The organism is Mycobacterium scrofulaceum, from assembly GCF_002086735.1.
Lineage (GTDB): Bacteria > Actinomycetota > Actinomycetes > Mycobacteriales > Mycobacteriaceae > Mycobacterium > Mycobacterium scrofulaceum.
On the sequence record NZ_MVIJ01000009.1, the window covers coordinates 75,234 to 94,683 of the forward strand.

Annotated in this window: 21 protein-coding genes; 14 read left to right on the forward strand and 7 right to left on the reverse strand. The window is 70.2% G+C overall.

Annotation, left to right across the window (positions count from 1 at the left end; all coding sequences use genetic code 11):
* The first annotated feature begins 73 nt into the window (after positions 1-73).
* The 3 genes from sp36 to BST44_RS08355 are packed head-to-tail and all read left to right on the forward strand — an operon-like array spanning position 74 to position 1,488.
* Entirely contained in the window at positions 74-235 is a 162-nt protein-coding gene (gene sp36 / locus BST44_RS29470) for a Sp36 family protein (RefSeq protein ID WP_007166633.1), read from the forward strand.
* Positions 236-700 carry a RidA family protein gene (locus BST44_RS08350; protein ID WP_083176521.1) on the forward strand — a complete coding sequence of 155 codons (465 nt, stop codon included), beginning with the start codon at positions 236-238 and terminating at the stop codon, positions 698-700.
* Positions 697-1,488, forward strand: a complete 792-nt coding sequence (locus BST44_RS08355; RefSeq protein ID WP_083176523.1) for an MBL fold metallo-hydrolase — start codon at positions 697-699, stop codon at positions 1,486-1,488. The genes BST44_RS08350 and BST44_RS08355 overlap by 4 nt, the downstream gene beginning before the upstream one ends.
* Positions 1,489-1,676: 188 nt before the next feature.
* Here the strand turns inward: BST44_RS08355 and crp are convergent, their stop codons facing one another.
* Positions 1,677-2,351, reverse strand: a complete 675-nt coding sequence (gene crp / locus BST44_RS08360; protein ID WP_007166630.1) for a cAMP-activated global transcriptional regulator CRP — start codon at positions 2,349-2,351, stop codon at positions 1,677-1,679.
* Positions 2,352-2,450: 99 nt separating this feature from the next.
* On the reverse strand, positions 2,451-2,846 hold the full coding sequence (locus BST44_RS08365) for a hypothetical protein (RefSeq protein ID WP_244184757.1): 396 nt from the start codon (positions 2,844-2,846) through the stop codon (positions 2,451-2,453).
* A 173-nt stretch (positions 2,847-3,019) separates the two neighbouring features.
* Here BST44_RS08365 and nth point away from each other — a divergent pair, with 173 nt between their 5' ends.
* From nth to marP, 4 genes are read left to right on the forward strand one after another with little or no spacing between them, the layout of a single operon-like run.
* Complete coding sequence (nth, locus tag BST44_RS08370; protein WP_083176527.1) at positions 3,020-3,700, forward strand: endonuclease III; 681 nt, start codon at positions 3,020-3,022, stop codon at positions 3,698-3,700.
* A gap of 9 nt (positions 3,701-3,709) precedes the next feature.
* Positions 3,710-4,357, forward strand: a complete 648-nt coding sequence (locus tag BST44_RS08375; RefSeq protein ID WP_083176529.1) for a TlpA disulfide reductase family protein — start codon at positions 3,710-3,712, stop codon at positions 4,355-4,357.
* A 29-nt stretch (positions 4,358-4,386) separates the two neighbouring features.
* A complete protein-coding gene (locus tag BST44_RS08380) occupies positions 4,387-5,202 on the forward strand; it encodes an NUDIX hydrolase (RefSeq protein ID WP_083176531.1) in 816 nt (271 codons plus the stop codon).
* A gap of 11 nt (positions 5,203-5,213) precedes the next feature.
* On the forward strand, positions 5,214-6,407 hold the full coding sequence (gene marP, locus BST44_RS08385) for an acid resistance serine protease MarP (protein WP_142274408.1): 1,194 nt from the start codon (positions 5,214-5,216) through the stop codon (positions 6,405-6,407).
* On the opposite strand, the gene BST44_RS08390 is transcribed toward marP, so the two are convergent.
* Positions 6,400-7,353: an alpha/beta fold hydrolase gene (locus BST44_RS08390; RefSeq protein ID WP_083176535.1), complete on the reverse strand. Its 954-nt coding sequence runs from the start codon at positions 7,351-7,353 to the stop codon at positions 6,400-6,402. The two genes, marP and BST44_RS08390, sit on opposite strands and share 8 nt — an antisense overlap.
* Positions 7,354-7,881, reverse strand: coding sequence for a phage holin family protein (locus tag BST44_RS08395; protein WP_083176537.1), 528 nt, complete (start codon positions 7,879-7,881; stop codon positions 7,354-7,356).
* 202 nt (positions 7,882-8,083) lie between these two features.
* Here BST44_RS08395 and BST44_RS08400 point away from each other — a divergent pair, with 202 nt between their 5' ends.
* Positions 8,084-8,782: a chymotrypsin family serine protease gene (locus tag BST44_RS08400; RefSeq protein WP_083176539.1), complete on the forward strand. Its 699-nt coding sequence runs from the start codon at positions 8,084-8,086 to the stop codon at positions 8,780-8,782.
* Positions 8,783-8,785: 3 nt separating this feature from the next.
* Here BST44_RS08400 and acs read toward each other — a convergent pair whose 3' ends face one another.
* Positions 8,786-10,735 (reverse strand): acetate--CoA ligase, encoded by a 1,950-nt coding sequence (gene acs / locus BST44_RS08405; protein ID WP_083176541.1) that lies wholly within the window; start codon positions 10,733-10,735, stop codon positions 8,786-8,788.
* A gap of 116 nt (positions 10,736-10,851) precedes the next feature.
* Here acs and BST44_RS08410 point away from each other — a divergent pair, with 116 nt between their 5' ends.
* Positions 10,852-11,394, forward strand: coding sequence for a DUF4232 domain-containing protein (locus BST44_RS08410; RefSeq protein ID WP_208619752.1), 543 nt, complete (start codon positions 10,852-10,854; stop codon positions 11,392-11,394).
* Between the two features lie 6 nt (positions 11,395-11,400).
* Here the strand turns inward: BST44_RS08410 and BST44_RS08415 are convergent, their stop codons facing one another.
* On the reverse strand, positions 11,401-12,192 hold the full coding sequence (locus BST44_RS08415) for an LppU/SCO3897 family protein (protein ID WP_083176545.1): 792 nt from the start codon (positions 12,190-12,192) through the stop codon (positions 11,401-11,403).
* A 75-nt stretch (positions 12,193-12,267) separates the two neighbouring features.
* On the opposite strand from BST44_RS08415, the gene BST44_RS08420 reads away from it, so the two are divergent.
* Genes BST44_RS08420 through BST44_RS08440 form a run of 5 tightly spaced genes read left to right on the forward strand, consistent with a single transcriptional unit; the run spans position 12,268 to position 18,084 of the window.
* Positions 12,268-13,893, forward strand: coding sequence for a peptide ABC transporter substrate-binding protein (locus BST44_RS08420; protein ID WP_083176547.1), 1,626 nt, complete (start codon positions 12,268-12,270; stop codon positions 13,891-13,893).
* Between the two features lie 4 nt (positions 13,894-13,897).
* A complete protein-coding gene (locus BST44_RS08425; protein ID WP_083176549.1) occupies positions 13,898-14,824 on the forward strand; it encodes an ABC transporter permease in 927 nt (308 codons plus the stop codon).
* Positions 14,817-15,689, forward strand: a complete 873-nt coding sequence (locus tag BST44_RS08430; protein WP_083176551.1) for an ABC transporter permease — start codon at positions 14,817-14,819, stop codon at positions 15,687-15,689. Before BST44_RS08425 ends, BST44_RS08430 begins: the two co-directional genes overlap by 8 nt.
* Entirely contained in the window at positions 15,677-17,314 is a 1,638-nt protein-coding gene (locus BST44_RS08435; protein WP_083176553.1) for a dipeptide ABC transporter ATP-binding protein, read from the forward strand. Before BST44_RS08430 ends, BST44_RS08435 begins: the two co-directional genes overlap by 13 nt.
* A gap of 11 nt (positions 17,315-17,325) precedes the next feature.
* A complete protein-coding gene (locus tag BST44_RS08440; protein WP_083176555.1) occupies positions 17,326-18,084 on the forward strand; it encodes an oxidoreductase in 759 nt (252 codons plus the stop codon).
* Between the two features lie 429 nt (positions 18,085-18,513).
* Here the strand turns inward: BST44_RS08440 and BST44_RS08450 are convergent, their stop codons facing one another.
* The gene (locus BST44_RS08450; RefSeq protein WP_083176557.1) at positions 18,514-19,359 is read right to left on the reverse strand and encodes an HAD-IB family hydrolase; all 846 of its coding nucleotides are present in this window, start codon (positions 19,357-19,359) and stop codon (positions 18,514-18,516) included.
* Positions 19,360-19,450: the final 91 nt, after the last annotated feature.

The following is a 19,450-nucleotide window of genomic DNA, read 5'->3' on the forward strand; positions in this document are numbered from 1 at the left end:
GCATGCTAGCCCGACCGGCGCGCGGCCCCCGGGCAGGCCAGAGCCGTTCACGTCCGACCGATAAGCTCGCGCCATGAGCCAACCGACCGCATGGGAATACGTCACGGTCCCGCTGCTGACGCACGCCACCAAACAGATTCTTGACCAGTGGGGTGCCGACGGCTGGGAGCTGGTGTCCGTGTTGCCCGGGCCCACCGGCGAGCAACACGTCGCGTATCTGAAGCGCCCCAAGTAGATGACGGCGTCGGCCCGGCTCGCGCAACTCGGTGTCGCGCTTCCGGAGGTGGTGGCGCCGCTGGCCGCCTATGTGCCCGCGGTGCGGACGGGCAACCTGGTCTACACCGCGGGTCAGCTGCCGATGCAGGCGGGCCAGCTGGCGGTGACCGGCAAGGTGGGGGCCCAGCTCGGCCCCGAAGAGGGCAAGGCGATGGCGCGGATCTGCGCGCTCAACGCGCTGGCGGCCATCGATTCGCTGGTGGGCATCGACGCGGTGACCCGGGTGGTCAAGGTCGTCGGCTTCGTCGCATCCGCCCCGGGCTTCAACGGCCAGCCCAGCGTCATCAACGGGGCTTCCGAGCTGCTCGCGGAGGTGTTCGGCGACGACGGCGCGCACGCGCGGTCGGCCGTCGGGGTGTCCGAGCTGCCGCTGGACGCGCCGGTGGAAGTGGAGCTGATCGTGGAGGTCGGCTCACGACCGTGACCGACGCACCCGAGTCGCTGAGCCATCCCGCATACGGCAGGCTGCGGGCGGTCACCGACACGGCCTCGGTGCTGTTGGCCGACAACCCCGGATTGCTGACGCTCGAGGGCACCAACACCTGGGTGCTGCGCGGCCCGGGCAGCGACGAGCTGGTGGTCGTGGATCCCGGGCCCGACGACGACGAGCACATCGCCCGGGTCGCCGCGCTCGGCCGCGTCACGCTGGTGTTGATCAGTCACCGGCACGGCGACCACACCGACGGCATCGACAAGCTGGTCGAGCGGACGGGCGCCACGGTGCGCTCGGCGGGCAGCGGGTTCCTGCGCGGCCTCGGCGGCCACCTCACCGACGGGGAGGTGATCGACGCGGCCGGCCTGAAGATCACGGTGATGGCCACGCCCGGGCATACCGCCGACTCGTTGTCGTTCGTGCTCGACGACGCCGTGCTCACCGCGGACAGCGTGCTGGGCCGCGGCACCACCGTCATCGACCAGGAGGACGGCAGCCTGGCCGCCTACCTGGAATCGTTGCGGCGGCTGCGCGGCCTGGGTCCGCGTACGGTGCTGCCCGGGCACGGGCCCGACCTGCCCGACCTGCGGGCCGTCGCGTCGGGCTACCTGACGCACCGGCACGAACGGCTCGAGCAGGTGCGTGCGGCGTTGCGCGAGATCGGCGACGACGCCACCGCGCGCCAGGTCGTCGAACACGTCTATGTAGACGTCGACGAGAAACTCTGGGATGCGGCCGAATGGTCCGTTCAGGCGCAGCTGGATTATTTGCAGCGCTGAACTCTCGTCGAAATCGACGCTATCGCGAAAAAGTTCGCGAGAACGTCTCGATAACGTCGATTTCGGCGCAATTCGCGCGCTTACCTCGCTCGGGTTCGACTTCTCGCTCGGTTGCGCCCGCGCTGCGCGCGCGCTTACCTCGCTCGGGTTCGACTTCTCGCTCGGTTGCGCCCGCGCTGCGCGCGCGCTTACCTCGCTCGGCGGGCCAGCCGTTCGGAGTCCGAAATCAGCACGCTCTTGCCCTCCAGCCGGATCCAGCCGCGGTGGGCGAAATCGGCCAGCGCCTTGTTCACGGTTTCCCGGGAGGCGCCCACCAGCTGGGCGATCTCCTCCTGCGTCAGGTCGTGGGTGACGCGCATCGCGCCGCCCTCCTGGGTGCCGAAACGCTGGGCGAGTTGCAGCAGCTGCTTGGCCACCCGGCCCGGCACGTCGGTGAAGATGAGGTCGGCCAGGTTGTTGTTGGTGCGGCGCAGTCGTCGGGCCAACACCCGCAGCAGCTGCTCGGCGATCTCGGGCCGGTCGGCGATCCACGCGCGCAGCGCGTCGCGGTCCATCGACACCGCGCGCACCTCGGTGATCGTGGTCGCGCTGGAAGTCCGTGGGCCGGGGTCGAAAATAGACAACTCGCCGAACATGTCCGACGGGCCCATGATCGTCAGCAGGTTCTCCCGGCCATCGGGTGAGCGACGGCCGATCTTGACCTTCCCCGAGACGATGATGTACAGCCGGTCGCCCGGCTCGCCTTCGGCGAAGACCGTGTGCCCACGGGGAAAGTCGACGGGTTGCAGTTGCTTGGTCAGCGCGGCTACGGCGCTGGGCTCAACCCCTTGGAAGATTCCTGCCCTTGCCAGGATCTCGTCCACATTGCCTCTTCAGATTTCCAATGAATGGTGATACGGGCAGGTTAATCCCGTGCTCGCGTGATGAGTCTAGCGGTAGGACATTTTGTCCAACGTGCAACGCTACACACGATTGACGTGTCGAGGGGCCTCAAACTGCGGATTGATCCGCGAATGCGGTTGTATGCGCGTCGGCAAAGTCAGTTCGCCGTGGTCGACGAAGCGGGCGGCGAACGACGGCGCCGCGTGCCGCGGTCCGGCCGTCAGCCCGGCCAGCGCGGCCTCCGCGAGCTCCCGGGCCTCGCGCCGATGCAGGTATTCCAGCGCCTCGGGCATGCCCTCCCGGGCCAGGGTGCGCATGTCGACGAGCTCGACCGTTTCGAAGAGCTCGGTGACCGCGATCATCGGGACGTCGTCGCGGGCCAGCCCCCGTTCGAGCCGACCCAGTCCGAGCGCCGCCAGCATCAACAGCGCGGGAACGCAGGCCACCAGCAACCATGACACAAGGAGAGTAAACATGGCCTTCAATCAACACGAGGTCTCGGCGAGATCACGAAATCAGTACTCTGTCGTAGGTGACAGCGGCGAAGTCGTCCGGGCGTAACAAGTCCACGTCAGCCCCCGCGGCCGCCGACGGCGCGCGGCGCTGGTCCGAGGAGACCCGGGTCGGCTTGGTGCGACGGGCCCGGCGGATGAATCGGGCGCTGGCGCAGGCGTTTCCGGACGCGCACTGCGAGCTGGACTTCACCACGCCGCTGGAGCTGACGGTCGCCACCATTCTCTCCGCGCAGAGCACCGACAAGCGGGTGAACCTGACGACGCCCGCGCTGTTCAAGCGGTACCCGTCCGCGCTGGACTACGCGCGGGCCGACCGCGACGAACTGGAGAACCTGATCCGCCCGACCGGGTTCTTCCGGAACAAGGCGACCTCGCTCATCGGCCTCGGGCAGGCCCTCGTCGAGCGGTTCGACGGCGAGGTGCCGTCCACGATGGAAGAACTCGTGACGCTGCCCGGGGTGGGCCGTAAGACCGCGAACGTCATCCTGGGCAACGCCTTCGGGGTCCCGGGCATCACGGTCGACACCCACTTCGCGCGTCTGGTGCACCGGTGGCGGTGGACCGCCGACAAGGACCCCGTCAAGATCGAGCGCGCCGCCGGCGAACTCGTCGAACGCAGCGAGTGGACCATGTTGAGCCACCGCGTCATCTTTCACGGCCGCCGGGTGTGTCACGCGCGCAAGCCGGCCTGCGGCGTGTGCGTGGTGGCCAAGGACTGCCCGTCCTTCGGCCTCGGCCCCACCGAGCCGCTGCTGGCCGCCCCCCTGGTGCGCGGGCCGGAAACCGAGCACCTGCTGGCCCTGGCCGGCCTGTAGGGCACGGCCTTGACGCGGACCACGCGCTGGACGATCGCGATCCTCGCGGTGGTCGCGGCGCTGACCGCGGCGCTGGTCGCCGAGCTGCGCGACGATTCCGCGACGACGCCGACCCCCGGCACCGCCCGGAACACGCCCGACCGCGAACACCGCGACGCCGACACGGCCGCGGCGCTGGCGGGTCCGCGGCAGCGGGCCGACCTGGCGCCCTGCCCCACCGCCGGCGACGGCCCCGGGCCCCCGGCGCTGCGCGGTGTGACGGTCGAGTGCGCCGCGGACGGTTCGGTTGTCGACGTCGCGCGCGCCCTGGCGGGCCGCCGGGTGGTGCTCAACCTGTGGGCGTATTGGTGCGCGCCGTGCGCGGCCGAGCTGCCCGCGATGGCCGAGTATCAACGCCGGGCCGGGCCGGGCGTGACGGTGGTGACCGTGCATCAGGACGAGAACGAGACGGCCGCGTTGCTGCGGCTGGCCGAGCTGGGCGTTCGGCTGCCGACCCTGCAGGACGGCCGGCGTCGGGTCGCGGCGGCCCTGGGCGTCGCAAACGTGATGCCAGCGACGGTGGTTCTGCGCCCGGACGGTAGCGTTGCGCAGATGCTGCCGCGGGCCTTCGACAGTGCCGACGAAATCGCCGCCGCGGTCGGAAATGACAAGGGATAAGCCGAAAATTGGACCGACTGGAGCGCCCGGTGAGGGTCGGGGGTGCGCACCCGCCCGCGGCAGGTGGGGGCCCCGAGAGCGCGCGCGGGACGGGTCCGCTGGCGCCCGACGCCTCCCCGCCGTGGCTGCGCCCCCTGGTCGATAACGTCGAGCGGATGCCGGACGCCTACCGGCGCCGGTTGCCGGCCGACGTGCTGGCGATGATCACCGGCAAGGCGGTATCGGCGCTGCGCGGCAGCGGGCGCGAAGCCGCCGTCCTGGTGTTGTTTTCGGGGCCGGAGTCCGCGCCGGCCGACGGGGGCGTCCCCGACGACGCCGACCTCCTGGTCACCGTGCGGGCCTCGACGCTGCGCCACCACGCCGGTCAGGCCGCGTTTCCCGGCGGCGCATCCGATCCCGACGACGACGGCCCGGTCGCCACCGCCCTGCGCGAGGCGCAGGAGGAGACCGGGATCGACGTCTCCCGGCTGCGTCCCCTGGTGACGATGGAGCGCACGTTCATCGCGCCGTCGCGGTTCCACGTCGTCCCGGTGCTGGCCTATTCGCCGGATCCCGGCCCGGTGGCCGTCGTCAACGAGGCCGAAACCGCGATCGTGGCGCGGGTTCCGTTGCGCGCCTTCATCAACCCGGCCAACCGGCTCATGGTGTACCGCGGCGACCTCGGCCGCCGGTGGGCCGGCCCGGCGTTTCTGCTGAACGAGATGCTGGTCTGGGGATTCACTGGGCAGGTGATCTGTGCGATGCTCGACGTCGCCGGCTGGGCCCAGCCCTGGGACACCACCGACGTCCGCGAGCTGGACGCGGCGATGGCGCTGGTCGGCGAGCAGGGTGGGCCCGACCGATGAACGTGAACTCCATGACCCCGTCGCAGTGGCTGGACGTGGCCGTGCTCGCGGTCGCCTTCATCGCGGCCGTCTCGGGCTGGCGTTCGGGCGCGCTGGGCTCCCTGCTGTCGTTCGTCGGCGTGTTGCTGGGCGCGATCGCCGGCGTGCTGCTGGCGCCCCACCTGGTCAGCCACATCGCCGCGGCCCGGGCCAAGCTGTTCGCCGCCCTGTTTTTGATTCTCGCGCTGGTGGTGATCGGCGAGGTCGCGGGAGTGGTGTTGGGGCGGGCGGTCCGCGGCGCGATCCGCAGCCGCGCCATCCGCACCGTCGACTCGTTCATCGGGGTGGGCGTCCAGCTCGTGGTGGTGTTGACCGCGGCCTGGCTGTTGGCGACGCCGCTGACCCAGTCCAAGGACCAGCCGGAGCTGGCGGCGGCGGTCCGCGGCTCGCGGGTGTTGGCGCAGGTCAACGAGGTCGCCCCGCCGTGGCTGAAGACGGTGCCCAAGCGGCTGTCGGCCCTGCTGAACACCTCCGGCCTGCCCGCGGTGCTGGAGCCGTTCAGCCGCACCCCGGTGATTCCCGTCGCCTCGCCCGACCCCGCACTGGCCAACAATCCGGTGGTGCAGGCCACCGCGCCGAGCGTCGTCAAGGTGCGCAGCCTGGCACCGAGCTGCCAGAAAGTGTTGGAGGGCAGCGGATTTGTGATCGCACCCGACCGGGTGATGACCAACGCGCACGTGGTGGCCGGTTCCAACAGCGTGCAAATCTATGCCAGCGGCAGCCCGCTGGATGCCACCGTCGTGTCCTACGACCCGTCGGTCGACATCGCCATCCTCGCGGTCCCCAACCTGCCGCCGCGGCCGTTGAGCTTCGCCCAGGCCGAGGCGAGAACCGGTACCAGCGTCGTGGTGCTGGGTTACCCCGGTGGCGGCAACTTCACCGCGACCCCGGCCCGCATCCGTGAGGTGATCAAGCTCAGCGGGCCCGACATCTACCGCGATCCCGCACCGGTCACCCGGGACGTCTACACCATCAGAGCCAATGTGGAGCAAGGCAATTCGGGCGGACCGCTGATCGACCTGGACGGGCGCGTGCTCGGCGTGGTGTTCGGCGCGGCCGTCGACGATCCCGACACGGGCTTCGTGTTGACGGCCGACGAGGTGGCCAGTCAGCTCAACAAGATCGGCGACACGCAGCAGGTCGGCACCGGGTCCTGCGTCAGCTGACCACGTGGTCGAGGAACCTCGTCAGATGCCTGTTGACTTCCCCAGGCACCTCTTCGTGGCTGAAATGCCCTGCGCCGGCGATGGATACGTAGCGTCCCTGCGGCGCGTAACGCTGTGTCCGGTCCACCGGGTCGGCCAGCACGTACGGGTCGGCGTCGCCGCGTAGATGCAGCAGCGGCACGCTGAGCCGCTGGGACATCGACTTCATGAAGCGGCGGCCTTCGTCGCGCAGCTGGCTGCGCACCGCCCAGCGCTGGTACTCCAGCGCGCAGTGCGCAGCCGACGGAATCTGGATGGCCGTCCGCAGGTGGCCGATGGATTCGGAAAAGTCTTCGGAGGCAAGCCATTTGGCGCAGCTGCGGCTGCGGATGAGGCGTTCGATCTCGGCCCCGTTGTCGCGGGTCAACAGGCGCTCCGGCCAGATCGGCACCTGGTAGCGCAGCAGCGTCGCCAACAGCGCGTACCCCTGGTCGCGCCGGGTCAGGGTGGACCGGCGCAGCGCCGCCGGATGGGGCGAGCTGATCAGCGCGATCGCCGACACCAGCCGCGCGTGCAGCAGTGCGGTGGCCCAGCAGGCCAGCCCCCCGTCGGCGTGCCCGACCAGCGTCGCCGACGAGTGCCCCAGCGCGCGAATGAGTCCGGCGGTGTCACCGGCCAGCGTCCAGCCGTCGTAGCCGCGGGGCGGCTTGTCGCTGCCGCCGTAGCCGCGCAGGTCGACCGCGACCACCCGCGCCCCGGTCAGCCCACGCAACTGATGACGCCACGACCACCAGAACGAACCGAAACCGTGCAGCAACATCACCAGCGGCCGGGCGGTGGGGGGTGCGGCGTTGTCCGCGCCCGCGGGCAGTGCCTCGACCACATGGAACCGGATGCCGTTGGCGTGCACATCCAGGTGCCGCCACGGCCCGTCGATGCGGGTTACCGACGGATCCGGCGGCGCCATCTACCAACCCGAGGGATCGGTATCGGGCTTTTCGTGCTTGCCGCGCTCGGCGAGCTGGTTGGCCGGGCCCGGCGTCTTGTCGTGGCCCGGGGTGAGGGCGGTGCGGGTCTCCTTGACCGATTCGATCGTCTCCCGCGGGCCGCGGATGCGGCGCACCTTGAGGAAGCCCAACAGGGCCAGCAGGGCGCCGAAGACCACCTGGGCCCCGAACACGATCAGGAACGCCGCCCAGCGCCACAGCCAGGTGTCGAGCAGTTCGGCCACGAAGAAGAAGAAAAAGAACGTGGAGTAGAACAGCACCACCAGCGCGGCGATGAAGAACACGCTGCCGGTCAGGCCCTTCTTGACGTCCCGGGTGATCTCCGCCCGGGCCAGCTCGACCTCGGCGCGCACCAGCGTGGAGACCTGCGTGGTGGCGTCCTTGATCAGGTCACCGATCGACGGCTCGGCCGGCCGGGCGTGCGGGTCGGCCAGGGGGATCGTGGTCAGGGTGCTGGGCACACCGTTCTTGCCATCGGGTTTGCTCACAGACGGTCCCCTCTTTCGTCATTGCCCGGCGCTGTCGTCGCGGTTCATGTTGCCATGCGGCGCCATGCCAGACGAGGCCAGCCGAGGCGGCGGCGTCCCGCGGCCGGGCAAGTGGCGCGCGCTCGGCAGGGCGGGCGGACCCCCCGGCCGACTAGACTGGCGACGCCGGTCCGGATTCCGGCCTGTCGATGGGAGTGGTGCTGTGCAGACGGCGCACCGGTGCTTCGTGGGGGCGGTGGCGGCGGTCCTGGTGGCCCTGGTCGGTTGCTCCGCGCGCGCCGCGGCCGCCGACGTCAGGATCCCGATGGGCGGCGGCGCCGGCATCGTCATCAACGGGGACACGATGTGCACCCTGACGACGATCGGGGGCGACACCGCCGGTGACCTGATCGGCTTCACCTCCGCGCACTGCGGCGGCCCGGGCGCGCAGGTCGCCGCCGAGGGCGCCGAGAACGCCGGCGTCCTGGGCACCATGGTGGCCGGCAACGACAACCTCGACTACGCGGTCATCAAGTTCGATCCCGCCAAGGTGACACCGACGGCCAACTACAACGGTTTCGCGATCAACGGCCTGGGCCCCGATCCGGCCTTCGGCGAGATCGCCTGCAAGCAGGGCCGCACCACCGGCAACTCGTGCGGCGTCACCTGGGGACCGGGCCAGGACCCGGGCACCATCGTCATGCAGGTCTGCGGCCAGCCGGGCGACTCCGGGGCGCCGGTGACCGTCAACGGCCTGCTGGTCGGGATGATCCACGGCGCGTTCAGCGACAACCTGCCGACCTGCGTCATCAAGTACATCCCGCTGCACACGCCGGCCGTGGTCCAGTCGTTCAACGCGGTCCTGGCCGACGTCAACGCCAAGCATCGGCCCGGCGCCGGGTTCACGCCGCTGCCGGCCTGACGCCTACTTCGCGGCCTGGATCGCGTCGAACACGCCGGGATCCAGCAGCGTCGACGTGTCGCCCAGCTCCCGCTTTTCGGCGACGTCGCGCAGCAGCCGGCGCATGATCTTCCCGCTGCGCGTCTTGGGCAGTTCGGGCACCACGTGGATCTCACGCGGCTTGGCGATGGGCGAGATCTCCCGGGCCACCTCGGCGCGCAGCTCGTCGACGATCCCGTCGTGCACCTCGTACTCGGCGCACAAGACGACGAACGCGCAGACGGCCTGTCCCGTGGTCTCGTCCGCCTTGGCGACCACCGCGGCCTCGGCCACCCCGTGGTGGCCGACGAGCGCCGACTCCAGTTCGGCGCTCGAGAGCCGGTGCCCCGACACGTTCATCACGTCGTCGATGCGGCCCACCACCCAGATGGCGCCGTCGCGGTCGTAATAGGCGCTGTCCCCGGCGAAGTACCAGCCCTGCTCGGCGAACCGGGACCAATAGGTCTCGACGTAGCGCTCCGGATCGCCCCAGATGCCGCGCAGCATGGAGGGCCACGGCTGGTCCAAGACCAAATAGCCGGTGACGTGTTCGCCGTGATGGACGGTGGGCGTCAGCTGTTCGCCGTGGTCGTCGACGATGCTCGCGGAGATGCCCGGCAGCGCCCGCATCGCCGAACCCGGTTTGGCCGCGGCGACCCCGGGCAGCGGGGAGATCATCGCGGCGCCGGTCTCGGTCTGCCACCAGGTGTCCACGATGGGCAGGCGGTCCGCGCCGATCACCGTGCGGTACCAGCGCCACGCCTCCGGGTTGATCGGCTCGCCCACGGTGCCCAGCAGTCGCAGGCTGGACAGGTCGTGCGCGTCGGGGATCTCGCGCCCCCACTTCATGAACGTCCGGATCAGCGTGGGCGCGGTGTAATAGATTGTCACGCCGTACTTTTCGATGATCTCGAAGTGCCGGTGCTGGGTCGGCGCGTCGGGCGTGCCCTCGTAGAGCACCTCGGTGACGCCGTTGGACAGCGGGCCGTAGACACCGTAGGTGTGCCCGGTGACCCAGCCGATATCGGCGGTGCACCAGAACACGTCGCGTTCGGGCTTGATGTCGAAGATGTAGTGATGCGTGTAGGAGCTCTGGGTCAGGTAGCCGCCGCTGGTGTGCACGATGCCCTTGGGCTTGCCGGTGGTGCCGGAGGTGTAGAGCAAAAACAGCGGCTGCTCGGCGTCGAAGGGCTCCGGGGTGTGTTCGGGCGACGCCGCGTCGACGACGTCGTGCCACCACAGGTCCCGGTCGTCGTTCCACGACACGTCGATTCCGGTGCGGCGCACCACCAGGACGCGCTCGACGGGGCTCTCGGGATCGTCGACCGCCTCGTCGGCGGCATCCTTCAGCGGTGCCGGCTTGCCGCGGCGGAATTGCCCGTCGCTGGTGATCACCAACTTCGCCTCGGCATCGGCGATCCGCGCGCGCAGCGCCTTCGCGGTGAAGCCGGCGAACACGACGCTGTGCATGATGCCCAGGCGCGCGCACGCGAGCATCGAGATCACCGCCTCGGGGATCAGCGGCATGTAGATCGCGACGCGGTCACCGGCCGCCAGGCCCAGACCGGTCAGCGCGTTGGCCGCCTGGCACACCCGCGCCTGCAGCTCGGCGTAGGTCAGGCTGCGGCTGTCGCCGGGCTCGCCCTCCCAGTGGATGGCGACGCGGTCGCCGTGGCCGGCCTCCACGTGGCGGTCCACGCAGTTGTAGGCCACGTTGAGCTTGCCGTCGGCGAACCACTTGGCGAACGGCGCCTGCGACCAGTCCAGCACCTCGGTGAAGGGGGTCGCCCAGGACAGCCGATTGGCCTGCCTGGCCCAGAAGGCCAGGCGGTCCGCGTCGGCCTCGCGGTAGAGGTCCTCGCCCGCGTTGGCCTGCTCGGCGAACGCCGCCGGCGGGGGATACGACGACGGGCCTACGGCGTCGGTGGCGGTCACTGGCTTCCTCCTAGTGTCGAGGCTCGTCGATCGTCAGAGAGCCTAGCGCCGCAAGGTGAAAAGGGAAGCGCCAAATGTGAGGTCAAAGCCCACGCCGCGAGCGCATAATCACCGGTGTGCCGGGTCACGGACGGCGTATAGGCCGACTAGTCCCCAGTTTCGCGTCGGTCGCAACGGGTTACGCGGCCACCGCCATCCTGGGGTCGCCGGCGTGGGCCATGCCGACCGACTCCGCCGACGCCCCGGCGCCGTGCTGGTCGGATCAGATCGCCGTCACCGCCTCGCCGACGCAGGCCGCGGTGGGCCACCGCTCGTCCACCCTGGTGTTCAGCCTCGCCGGCGGCGCGGAGCCCTGCACGCTGACCGGGTACCCGGGCGTGGACTCGGGCCCCGGTGGCCCGCTGATTCACGCCCAGCCCACGCCGCGCGGCTACATGGGCGGCCTGCCCGGGGGCGCCGACGTGCCGCCCACCGTGATCCTGTCCCTGTCCAGCCAGGCGCAGGCCATCGTGGAGGGCATGGCCATCGACGCCAACGGCGAACCGTGCCCGACCTACACCGAGCTGCTGGTCAACCCGCCCGACACGACCGTGGTGCTGACCGTGCCGGCCACCATCGACGCGTGCACGCTGCAGGTGCACCCGATCACGCCGGTCTGAGCGACCTCACGAGTCGGCCCTGGCCAGGCAGTAGACGCGGGCAGGCTCCGGGTAGCTGACGCCCTTGTCGCCGGGCAGGCATTGGGTTTTGTCCGTGCTGCCATCGATGCGCTGCGCGACCTTGACCTGAATCCGGTGCGGGTCGCCGCAGTCGCCCGGTCGAAGGCTCACGGCTTCGCCGTCGCTGATGAACAGGTAGCAGCGGCCCTGATGCAGGTTGATCATGAAGCACAGGGTCGTCGAATGATTGCTGGCGCGCTCGTAGATCGAGTGCTCCCGTTTACCGTCGGGGCAGTTCGCCGAGGCGTCCCCCTTGAACGCGAGTTCGTACGTCGCGGCGGGGTCGGTGCAGCTGCTGCTCGGGCGGGCGTCGAAACGGTGTGCCTGGTAGTCGTTTTCGCTGATGCAATCGCCTACCTGAAGCAACGAGTCACCCCGGTGCTCCGACAGCGCCCTCGCCCCCCGGAGGAAGATGTTCAACCCGCCCAGTCCCAGCAGGACGGCGCCGACGGTGATCAGTGTGGTGGCCGACTTGCTCGTCGGCCGCCGGGGCGGCACGGCGGGCGGGTAGCCCGGGTAGGGCGGTGGAGCGGGGTACGGGCCCGGATACCCCATCGGCGGTGGGGGCGGATACGGATGGCCGGCGGTGTACGGCGGCGGGAACGGCGGACGTCTGCGCGAGCGCTCCAGCAGGCCGGCGATCAGACAGATCAATCCGGTTGCGGGAAGGCCGAACGTAAAGATCAGTTCCCCCGCCAGCAGACCCGGTCTGTCCGACGCCAGATACCCGAGAGTCATGCCGCGATTCTAAATTCGCGGGCCCACGCCGGGCACTTCACCGCCGCGCCGGTCCAGGACCTAGGGTCGGGTGTCATGCGTCGGACGCGGGTGCTGTTCCTGGCCGCCGCCCTCGTGCTGGCGGTCGGTTCGGCGCCGGGCTGCGGCGGCGGAGCGCTGACCCCCGAGTCGGTGGTCGTCAACGGCGGTGAACCGCCCAACCCGCTGATTCCGACCGCCACCAACGACAGCCTCGGCGGGCGGATCCTGGATCGGCTGTTCGCCGGTCTGGTGTCCTACGACGCCGCCGGCACACCCTCGCCGGAGGTGGCGCAGTCGGTCGAGACCACCGACAACGTCACCTACCGGATCGTCCTCAAGCCCGGCTGGAAGTTCACCGACGGCTCGCCGGTGACGGCCCATTCGTTCGTCGACGCGTGGAATTACGGGGCGCTGAGCACCAACGCCCAACTGCAACAGAGCTTTTTCAGCCCGATCGTCGGGTACGACGAGGTCGCCGGCCTGACTGAAGACGGGAAGCCGGCCCGGACCACCATGTCCGGGCTGCGAGTGGTCAACGATCTCGAGTTCGACGTGCGGCTCAAGGCGCCGACCGTCGACTTCACGCTGCGGCTGGGACACAGCGCGTTCTACCCGTTGCCGGACATGGCCTTTCGGGACATGGCCGCGTTCGGCCGCAACCCCGTCGGCAACGGCCCGTACGAATTGGCGGACGGCCCCGACGGCCCCGCCTGGGAACACAACGTCAAGATCGACCTGAAACCCAACCCCGACTACCACGGCAATCGCAAACCCCACAACAAGGGCCTGCGGTTCGAGTTCTACGCCAACCTGGACACCGCCTATGCCGACCTGCTGTCCGGCAATCTCGATGTGCTGGACACGATTCCGTCCAGCGCGCTGACGATCTACAAGCGCGACCTGGGCGGCAACGCGGCCAGTGGGCCGGTTGCGGTCAGCCAATCGCTCGACACGCCGTTGCGGCTGCCGCATTTCGGCGGCGAAGAAGGTCGGCTGCGCCGCTTGGCGTTGTCTGCGGCCATCAACCGGCCGCAGATCTGCCGGCAGATCTTCAACGGCACCCGCAGTCCGGCCCGCGACTTCACCGCGAGCTCGTTGCCCGGATTCGACCCGCACATCCCCGGCAACGACGCGTTGGACTTCAATCCGCAGCGGGCACGCCAACTCTGGGCGCAAGCCAACGCGATCTCGCAATGGAGCGGGCGGTACTCGATCGCATACAACGCCGACAGCGGCCATCAGGAGTGGGTGGACGCGGTGGCCAACAGCGTCAAGAACGTGCTGGGCATCGACGCCGTCGGCGCGCCGCACCCCACGTTCGCGGGTTTCCGCACCCAGATCACCAACCGCACCATCGACACCGCGTTCCGCGCGGGCTGGATCGGCGACTACCCGTCGATGATCGAGTTCCTGGCCCCGCTGTACGCCACCGGGGCGGGATCCAACGACGTCGGATACTCGAACCGGGATTTCGACGCCGGGCTGGCCGCCGCCGAGGCCGCGCCCAACCTGCAGCAGGCGGATGCGCTGGTCAACAAGGCCCAACGAATCCTGTTGCGCGACATGCCCGCCGTGCCGCTGTGGTACTACATCGCGGTGGTCGGATGGTCGTCGCAGGTGAGCGGCGTCAAGCTCACCTGGAACGGCCTGCCCGACTACGAGAACATCGTCAAGGCGTGACGAGATGGGTTCCTACATCGCGCGCCGGATCGCCGTCATGGTGCCCGTTTTCCTCGGCGCCACGCTGCTGATCTACGGCATGGTCTTCCTGTTGCCGGGGGACCCGGTGGCCGCGATCGCCGGGGACCGCCCGCTGACACCCGAGGTCACCGCGCAACTGCGCTCCCGCTACCACCTCGACGATCCGTTCGTCGTGCAGTACCTGCGTTACCTCGGCGGCGTCCTGCACGGCGACCTGGGCCGCTCCTACTCCGGGCTGCCGGTGAGCGACGTTCTGGCGCATGCCTTTCCGGTCACGCTGCGGCTGGCACTGATCGCCCTGGCCGTCGAGGCCGTGCTGGGCATCGGCTTCGGGGTGATCGCCGGCCTGCGCACCGGCGGGCTTTTCGACGCGGGCGTGCTGATCGCCGGGCTCGTCATCATCGCGGTCCCCATCTTCGTGCTGGGGTTTCTGGCCCAGTTCGTCTTCGGGGTGCGGCTGGGCATCGCGCCGGTCACGGTGGGGGAGCGGTCGACCTTCGGGCGCCTGCTGCTGCCCGGGATCGTGCTGGGCTCGGTGTCGTTCGCCTACGTGGTGCGGTTGACCCGGTCCGCGGTGGCCGCCAACGCGCACGCCGACCACGTCCGCACCGCCACCGCCAAGGGGCTGTCCCGGCCGCGCGTGGTGACCGTGCACATCCTGCGCAATTCGCTGATCCCGGTGGTGACCTTCCTGGGCGCCGACCTGGGGGCGCTGATGGGCGGGGCCATCGTGACCGAAGGCATCTTCAACATCCACGGCGTCGGCGGCGTGCTGTATCAGGCCGTCACCCGCCAGGAGGCGCCGACCGTGGTGTCGATCGTGACGGTGCTGGTGCTGGTCTACCTGGTCACGAACCTGGCGGTGGACCTGCTCTACGCGGCGCTGGACCCGAGGATCCGGTATGGCTGAGCCCTTACGGCGCGGTGGCTTCTGGCCCGACGCCTGGCGCGGGTTGCGCGGGCGCCCGAAGTTCGTCATCGCCGGCCTGCTGATCCTGTTGATCGCCGCGGTCACGCTGTTTCCCGCGTTGTTCACCGGGGCCGACCCCGCCTACGCCGATCCCGGTCAGAGCCTGCTGCCGCCCTCGCGCGCACACTGGTTCGGCACCGACCTGCAGGGCCACGACGTCTACGCCCGCACCGTCTACGGCGCGCGGGCGTCGGTCACCGTCGGCGTGGGCGCGGCCCTGGCGGTGTTCGTCGTCGGCGGTGCGCTGGGCGCGCTGGCCGGGTTCTACGGCGGCTGGATCGACGCGGTGGTCTCCCGGGTCAGCGACGTGTTCTTCGGCTTGCCGCTGCTGCTGGCCGCCACCGTGCTGATGCAGGTCGTGCACCACCGCACGGTGTGGACCGTGATCGCCGTCCTCGCCCTGTTCGGCTGGCCGCAGGTGGCCCGCATCGCGCGGGGGTCGGTGCTCGCCGTGCGTGCCAGCGATTACGTGCTGGCCGCGAAAGCCCTGGGGCTGAGCCGATTCCAGATCCTGCTGCGCCATGCGGTGCCCAACGCCCTGGGGCCGGTCATCGCGATGGCCACCATCGCCCTGGGCGCTTTCATCGTCACCGAGGCCACGCTGTCCTACCTGGGCGTCGGGTTGCCGCCGTCGGTGGTGTCCTGGGGCGGCGACATCAATCTCGCCCAGACGCGGCTGCGCGCGGGGTCGCCCATCCTGTTCTATCCCGCCGGCGCGCTGGCGGTCACGGTGCTGGCCTTCATGATGATGGGCGACGCGTTGCGCGACGCCCTGGATCCGGTGTCCCGGGTGTGGCGGCCGTGACCGACACACCGCTGCTGGCCGTCGAGCGCCTCGAAGTCCGCTTCGGTGGTCAGCCCGCCGTCCGCGGCGTCGATCTCAGCGTGCTGCCCGGCCACACGGTCGCGGTGGTGGGCGAGTCGGGCTCGGGGAAATCCACCACCGCGGCCGCGATCCTCGGGTTGCTGGCGCCCGGCGGCCGGATCACCGCCGGGCGCATCGTCTTCGACGGGGTCGACATCGCCGGGGCCGACCGCCGGACGCTGCGCTCGATCAGGGGCCGCGAGATCGGTTACATCCCGCAGGACCCGATGACCAACCTCAATCCCGTGTGGAAGGTCGGCTTCCAGGTCGCGGAGGCGCTGCGGGCCAACACCTCCGACCGCGACACGCGACGGCGGGCGGTGGAGCTGCTCGCCCAGGCCGGCATGCCGGACCCGGCCAAGCAGGCGGGCCGCTACCCCCACCAGCTGTCCGGCGGCATGTGCCAGCGGGCGCTGATCGCGATCGGGTTGGCCGGCCGGCCGCGACTGCTGATCGCCGACGAGCCGACGTCGGCCCTGGACGTCACCGTGCAGCGGCAGGTGCTGGACCACCTGCAGGGGCTCACCGCGGAGCTCGGCACCGCCCTGCTGCTGATCACCCATGACCTGGCGCTGGCCGCCGAGCGCGCCGAGTCCGTGGTCGTGATGAGCGAGGGCGTCGTGGTGGAATCCGGTGCGGCGCGCTCGATCTTGGCCGAGCCGCACCACGAGTACACCCGCCGGTTGGTGGCCGCGGCGCCGTCGCTGGCGGTGCACGGCCCGCCCCGGCCGCGGCCGGCGCAGCGCCGCGCGTCCGACGACATCCTGGTCGCCTCGGGGCTGACCAAGCTCTACCGCGAGTCGGGCGGGGCGCCCGGGTGGTGGCGCAAGCGGCGGCCGGATTTCCGCGCCGTCGACGGGGTTTCGTTTCGGCTGCGGCGCGCCAGCACGCTGGCGATCGCCGGCGAATCCGGTTCGGGCAAGTCCACGCTGGCGCACATGGTGCTCGGGCTGCTGCCGCCCAGCTCCGGCACGGTCGTCTTCGACGGCACCCGGATCGACGCCGCCCTGAGCGCCGAGCGGCAACTGGCATTCCGGCGGCGGGTGCAGCCGGTGTTCCAAAACCCGTACAGCAGCCTGGATCCCAGGTACACGGTGTTTCGCGCCGTCGAGGAACCCCTGCGCATCCACCGCGTCGGTGACCGCGGTGAGCGCGAGCGTGCGGTGCGCGAGCTCGTCGACCAGGTGGCGCTGCCGTCATCGATCTTGGGACGGCTGCCCCGCGAGCTGTCCGGCGGCCAGCGCCAGCGGGTGGCGATCGCGCGAGCGCTGGCGTTGCGGCCCGAGGTGCTCATCTGCGACGAGGCGGTCTCGGCCCTCGACGTCCTGGTGCAGTCTCAGATACTCGAATTGCTGGCCGGCCTGCAGGCCGAACTGGGGCTGGCCTACCTGTTCATCAGTCACGACCTGGCGGTGATCCGGCAGATCGCCGACGAGGTCCTGGTGATGCGCGCCGGCAAGGTGGTGGAGCAGGCCGCCACCGGGGAGCTGTTCGCCCGGCCGCGGCACGAGTACACCCGCCGGCTGCTGGAGGCCATCCCGCGGGCCCCGGCGCCACCGGGATAGGTTGGCACCCTGTGACCGCAGATCCACTGGCTCCGCTGCTGGAGTTGCCGGGCGTCGCCGAGGCCAGCGACCGGGCCCGCGACGCTCTGGGCCGCGCCCATCGCCACAAGGCCAACCTGCGTGGCTGGCCGGTGACCGCCGCCGAGGCGGCGTTGCGGGCGGCCCGCGCCTCGTCGGTGCTGGACGGCGGCCCCGTGCGGCTGGAGGACCTCGCGGACGCGGCGGCCGTCAGCGAGCCGGTGTTCGGCGGGGCGCTGCGCGTGGCGCAGGCGCTCGAAGGCGGCGAGGGCCCCCTGGTCGGGATCTGGCGGCGAGCCCCGCTGCAGGCGCTCGCCCAGCTGCACATGCTGGCGGCGGCCGACCAGGTCGACGAGGACCGGCTGGGCCGGCCCCGCGCCGACGCCGGCGTCGGGCCGCGGCTGGAGTTGCTGGCGGAGTTGGTGAGCGGCGGCACGCAGGCCCCTGCCCCCGTGGTCGCCGCCGTCGCCCACGGCGAACTGCTGACGCTGCGGCCCTTCGGCAGCGCGGACGGCGTGGTGGCCCGCGCGGTGTCGCGGTTGGTGACCATCGCCAGCGGGCTGGATCCACACGGATTGGGTGTGCCCGAGGTGAGCTGGATGCGCCAGCCCGCCGACTATCGCGACGCCGCGCAGGGCTTTGCGAACGGCAGCCCGCAGGGGGTAGGGGCGTGGCTGGTGCTGTGCTGCCGAGCGATGCGGGCCGGTGCGCAGGAGGCTTTGACGATCGCCGAGTCGCTGTCGAATCGGTAGCTGGCGACGGCGAAAAACGCCTCTGGACAATACAAGACAATGCAAAGCGGGCGACGTCCCGAAGAATTCGGTCCGCCGCCCGCTAGCACGGAACTCGGTTACCATGCGTGCATTTCGGGGCTGCGTGGGTTGGCCTCGGCGATCTTGCGATGCTTCCGGTTGCAACCCCACCCAAAGGGCCGTCGACACCGTCCACATATCGCAATTACGCAGGCCCGCAACACTTCTGCCATTATCGCGGCTATGACTCCGCGTGGGTGCCGAGCACCGTGCTGGGCGCCCGGATCGGGAGATCGAACCTTCTCTTCCGGATCGACCTAGGCCTCACCGGGCTTCCGTGGTTCCTTTGTACTACTAGACCCTTAGCGCAGCAAGGCCCAATTTTGCGAAAATTGCGAAGTTGCGCCGGAGGGTGTTTGCTGCCGGAGCTTAGAACGCGAAGCGGCGCAACAGCGAATAGGTGACCGCGCCGGCCGCCAGCGCACTGACGCCCACGGCGGCGGTCGTCGCGATCGCGGCGCCCGAGGGAGCCGGGATGCGGTCGCGCAGCGACACGGGGCGGGAGAACGACAGCACCGGCCAACCGCGTTCGACGGCTTCCCGCCGCAATCCGCGGTCGGGATTGACGACGCTGGGATGGCCGACGGATTCGAGCATCGGCAAATCGGTGATCGAGTCGGAGTACGCGTAGCAGTGCTCCAGCGGGTAGCCCTCGCGGGCGGCGAGCTCGCGGATGGCCTGAACCTTGCCCTCGCCGTAGCAGTAGAACGCGATCTCGCCGGTGTATCGCCCGTCCTCCACGACCATCCGGGTCGCCATCGCATGGGTGGCGCCGAGCGCCCGGGCGATCGGCGCGACGATTTCCTCGCCGGAGGCCGAGACCACGACCACGTCCCGGCCGCACAACTTGTGGGCGGCGATCAGATCCGCGGCTTCGGCGAACACCAGCGGCGTCACGATCTCGTGCAGCGTTTCGTTGACGATCGACTTGACCTGTTCCACATCCCAACCGGCAACCATGTTCGTCATGTGGATGCGCATCCGGTCCATCTGGTCATGATCGGCACCGGAGAGCAGGTAGATGAACTGGGCGTAGCTCGACTTGAGCACCGCGCGGCGGTTCAGCAGTCCCTGGTTGAAAAACGGTTTGCTGAACGCCAGCGTGCTGGACTTGGCGATGATCGTCTTGTCCAGGTCGAAGAAGGCCGCGGTGCGGGCCCGGGCCGCGGTGGTCGCCGACGTGTGCTGGTCCGCGGCCGGGTCGAAGACGGTCACCGCCCCAGCATAGGTCGCCCGTCCGGCGGGGCTGCGGTTCTGGGCCGGAATGGGCCGCTCAGCTACTTGGGACCGCTGGTAACGCCAGTGT

Coding starts and splice junctions, on each gene's coding strand:
- nth (WP_083176527.1), top strand. CDS start 3,020: ATGAATCGGGCGCTGGCGCAGGCGTTTCCGGACGCGCACTGCGAGCTG.
- BST44_RS08415 (WP_083176545.1), bottom strand. CDS start 12,192: ATGACTCTCGGGTATCTGGCGTCGGACAGACCGGGTCTGCTGGCGGGG.
- sp36 (WP_007166633.1), top strand. CDS start 74: ATGAGCCAACCGACCGCATGGGAATACGTCACGGTCCCGCTGCTGACG.
- BST44_RS08430 (WP_083176551.1), top strand. CDS start 14,817: ATGGCTGAGCCCTTACGGCGCGGTGGCTTCTGGCCCGACGCCTGGCGC.
- BST44_RS08365 (WP_244184757.1), bottom strand. CDS start 2,846: ATGTTTACTCTCCTTGTGTCATGGTTGCTGGTGGCCTGCGTTCCCGCG.
- marP (WP_142274408.1), top strand. CDS start 5,214: ATGACCCCGTCGCAGTGGCTGGACGTGGCCGTGCTCGCGGTCGCCTTC.
- BST44_RS08390 (WP_083176535.1), bottom strand. CDS start 7,353: ATGGCGCCGCCGGATCCGTCGGTAACCCGCATCGACGGGCCGTGGCGG.
- BST44_RS08425 (WP_083176549.1), top strand. CDS start 13,898: ATGGGTTCCTACATCGCGCGCCGGATCGCCGTCATGGTGCCCGTTTTC.
- BST44_RS08350 (WP_083176521.1), top strand. CDS start 236: ATGACGGCGTCGGCCCGGCTCGCGCAACTCGGTGTCGCGCTTCCGGAG.
- BST44_RS08420 (WP_083176547.1), top strand. CDS start 12,268: ATGCGTCGGACGCGGGTGCTGTTCCTGGCCGCCGCCCTCGTGCTGGCG.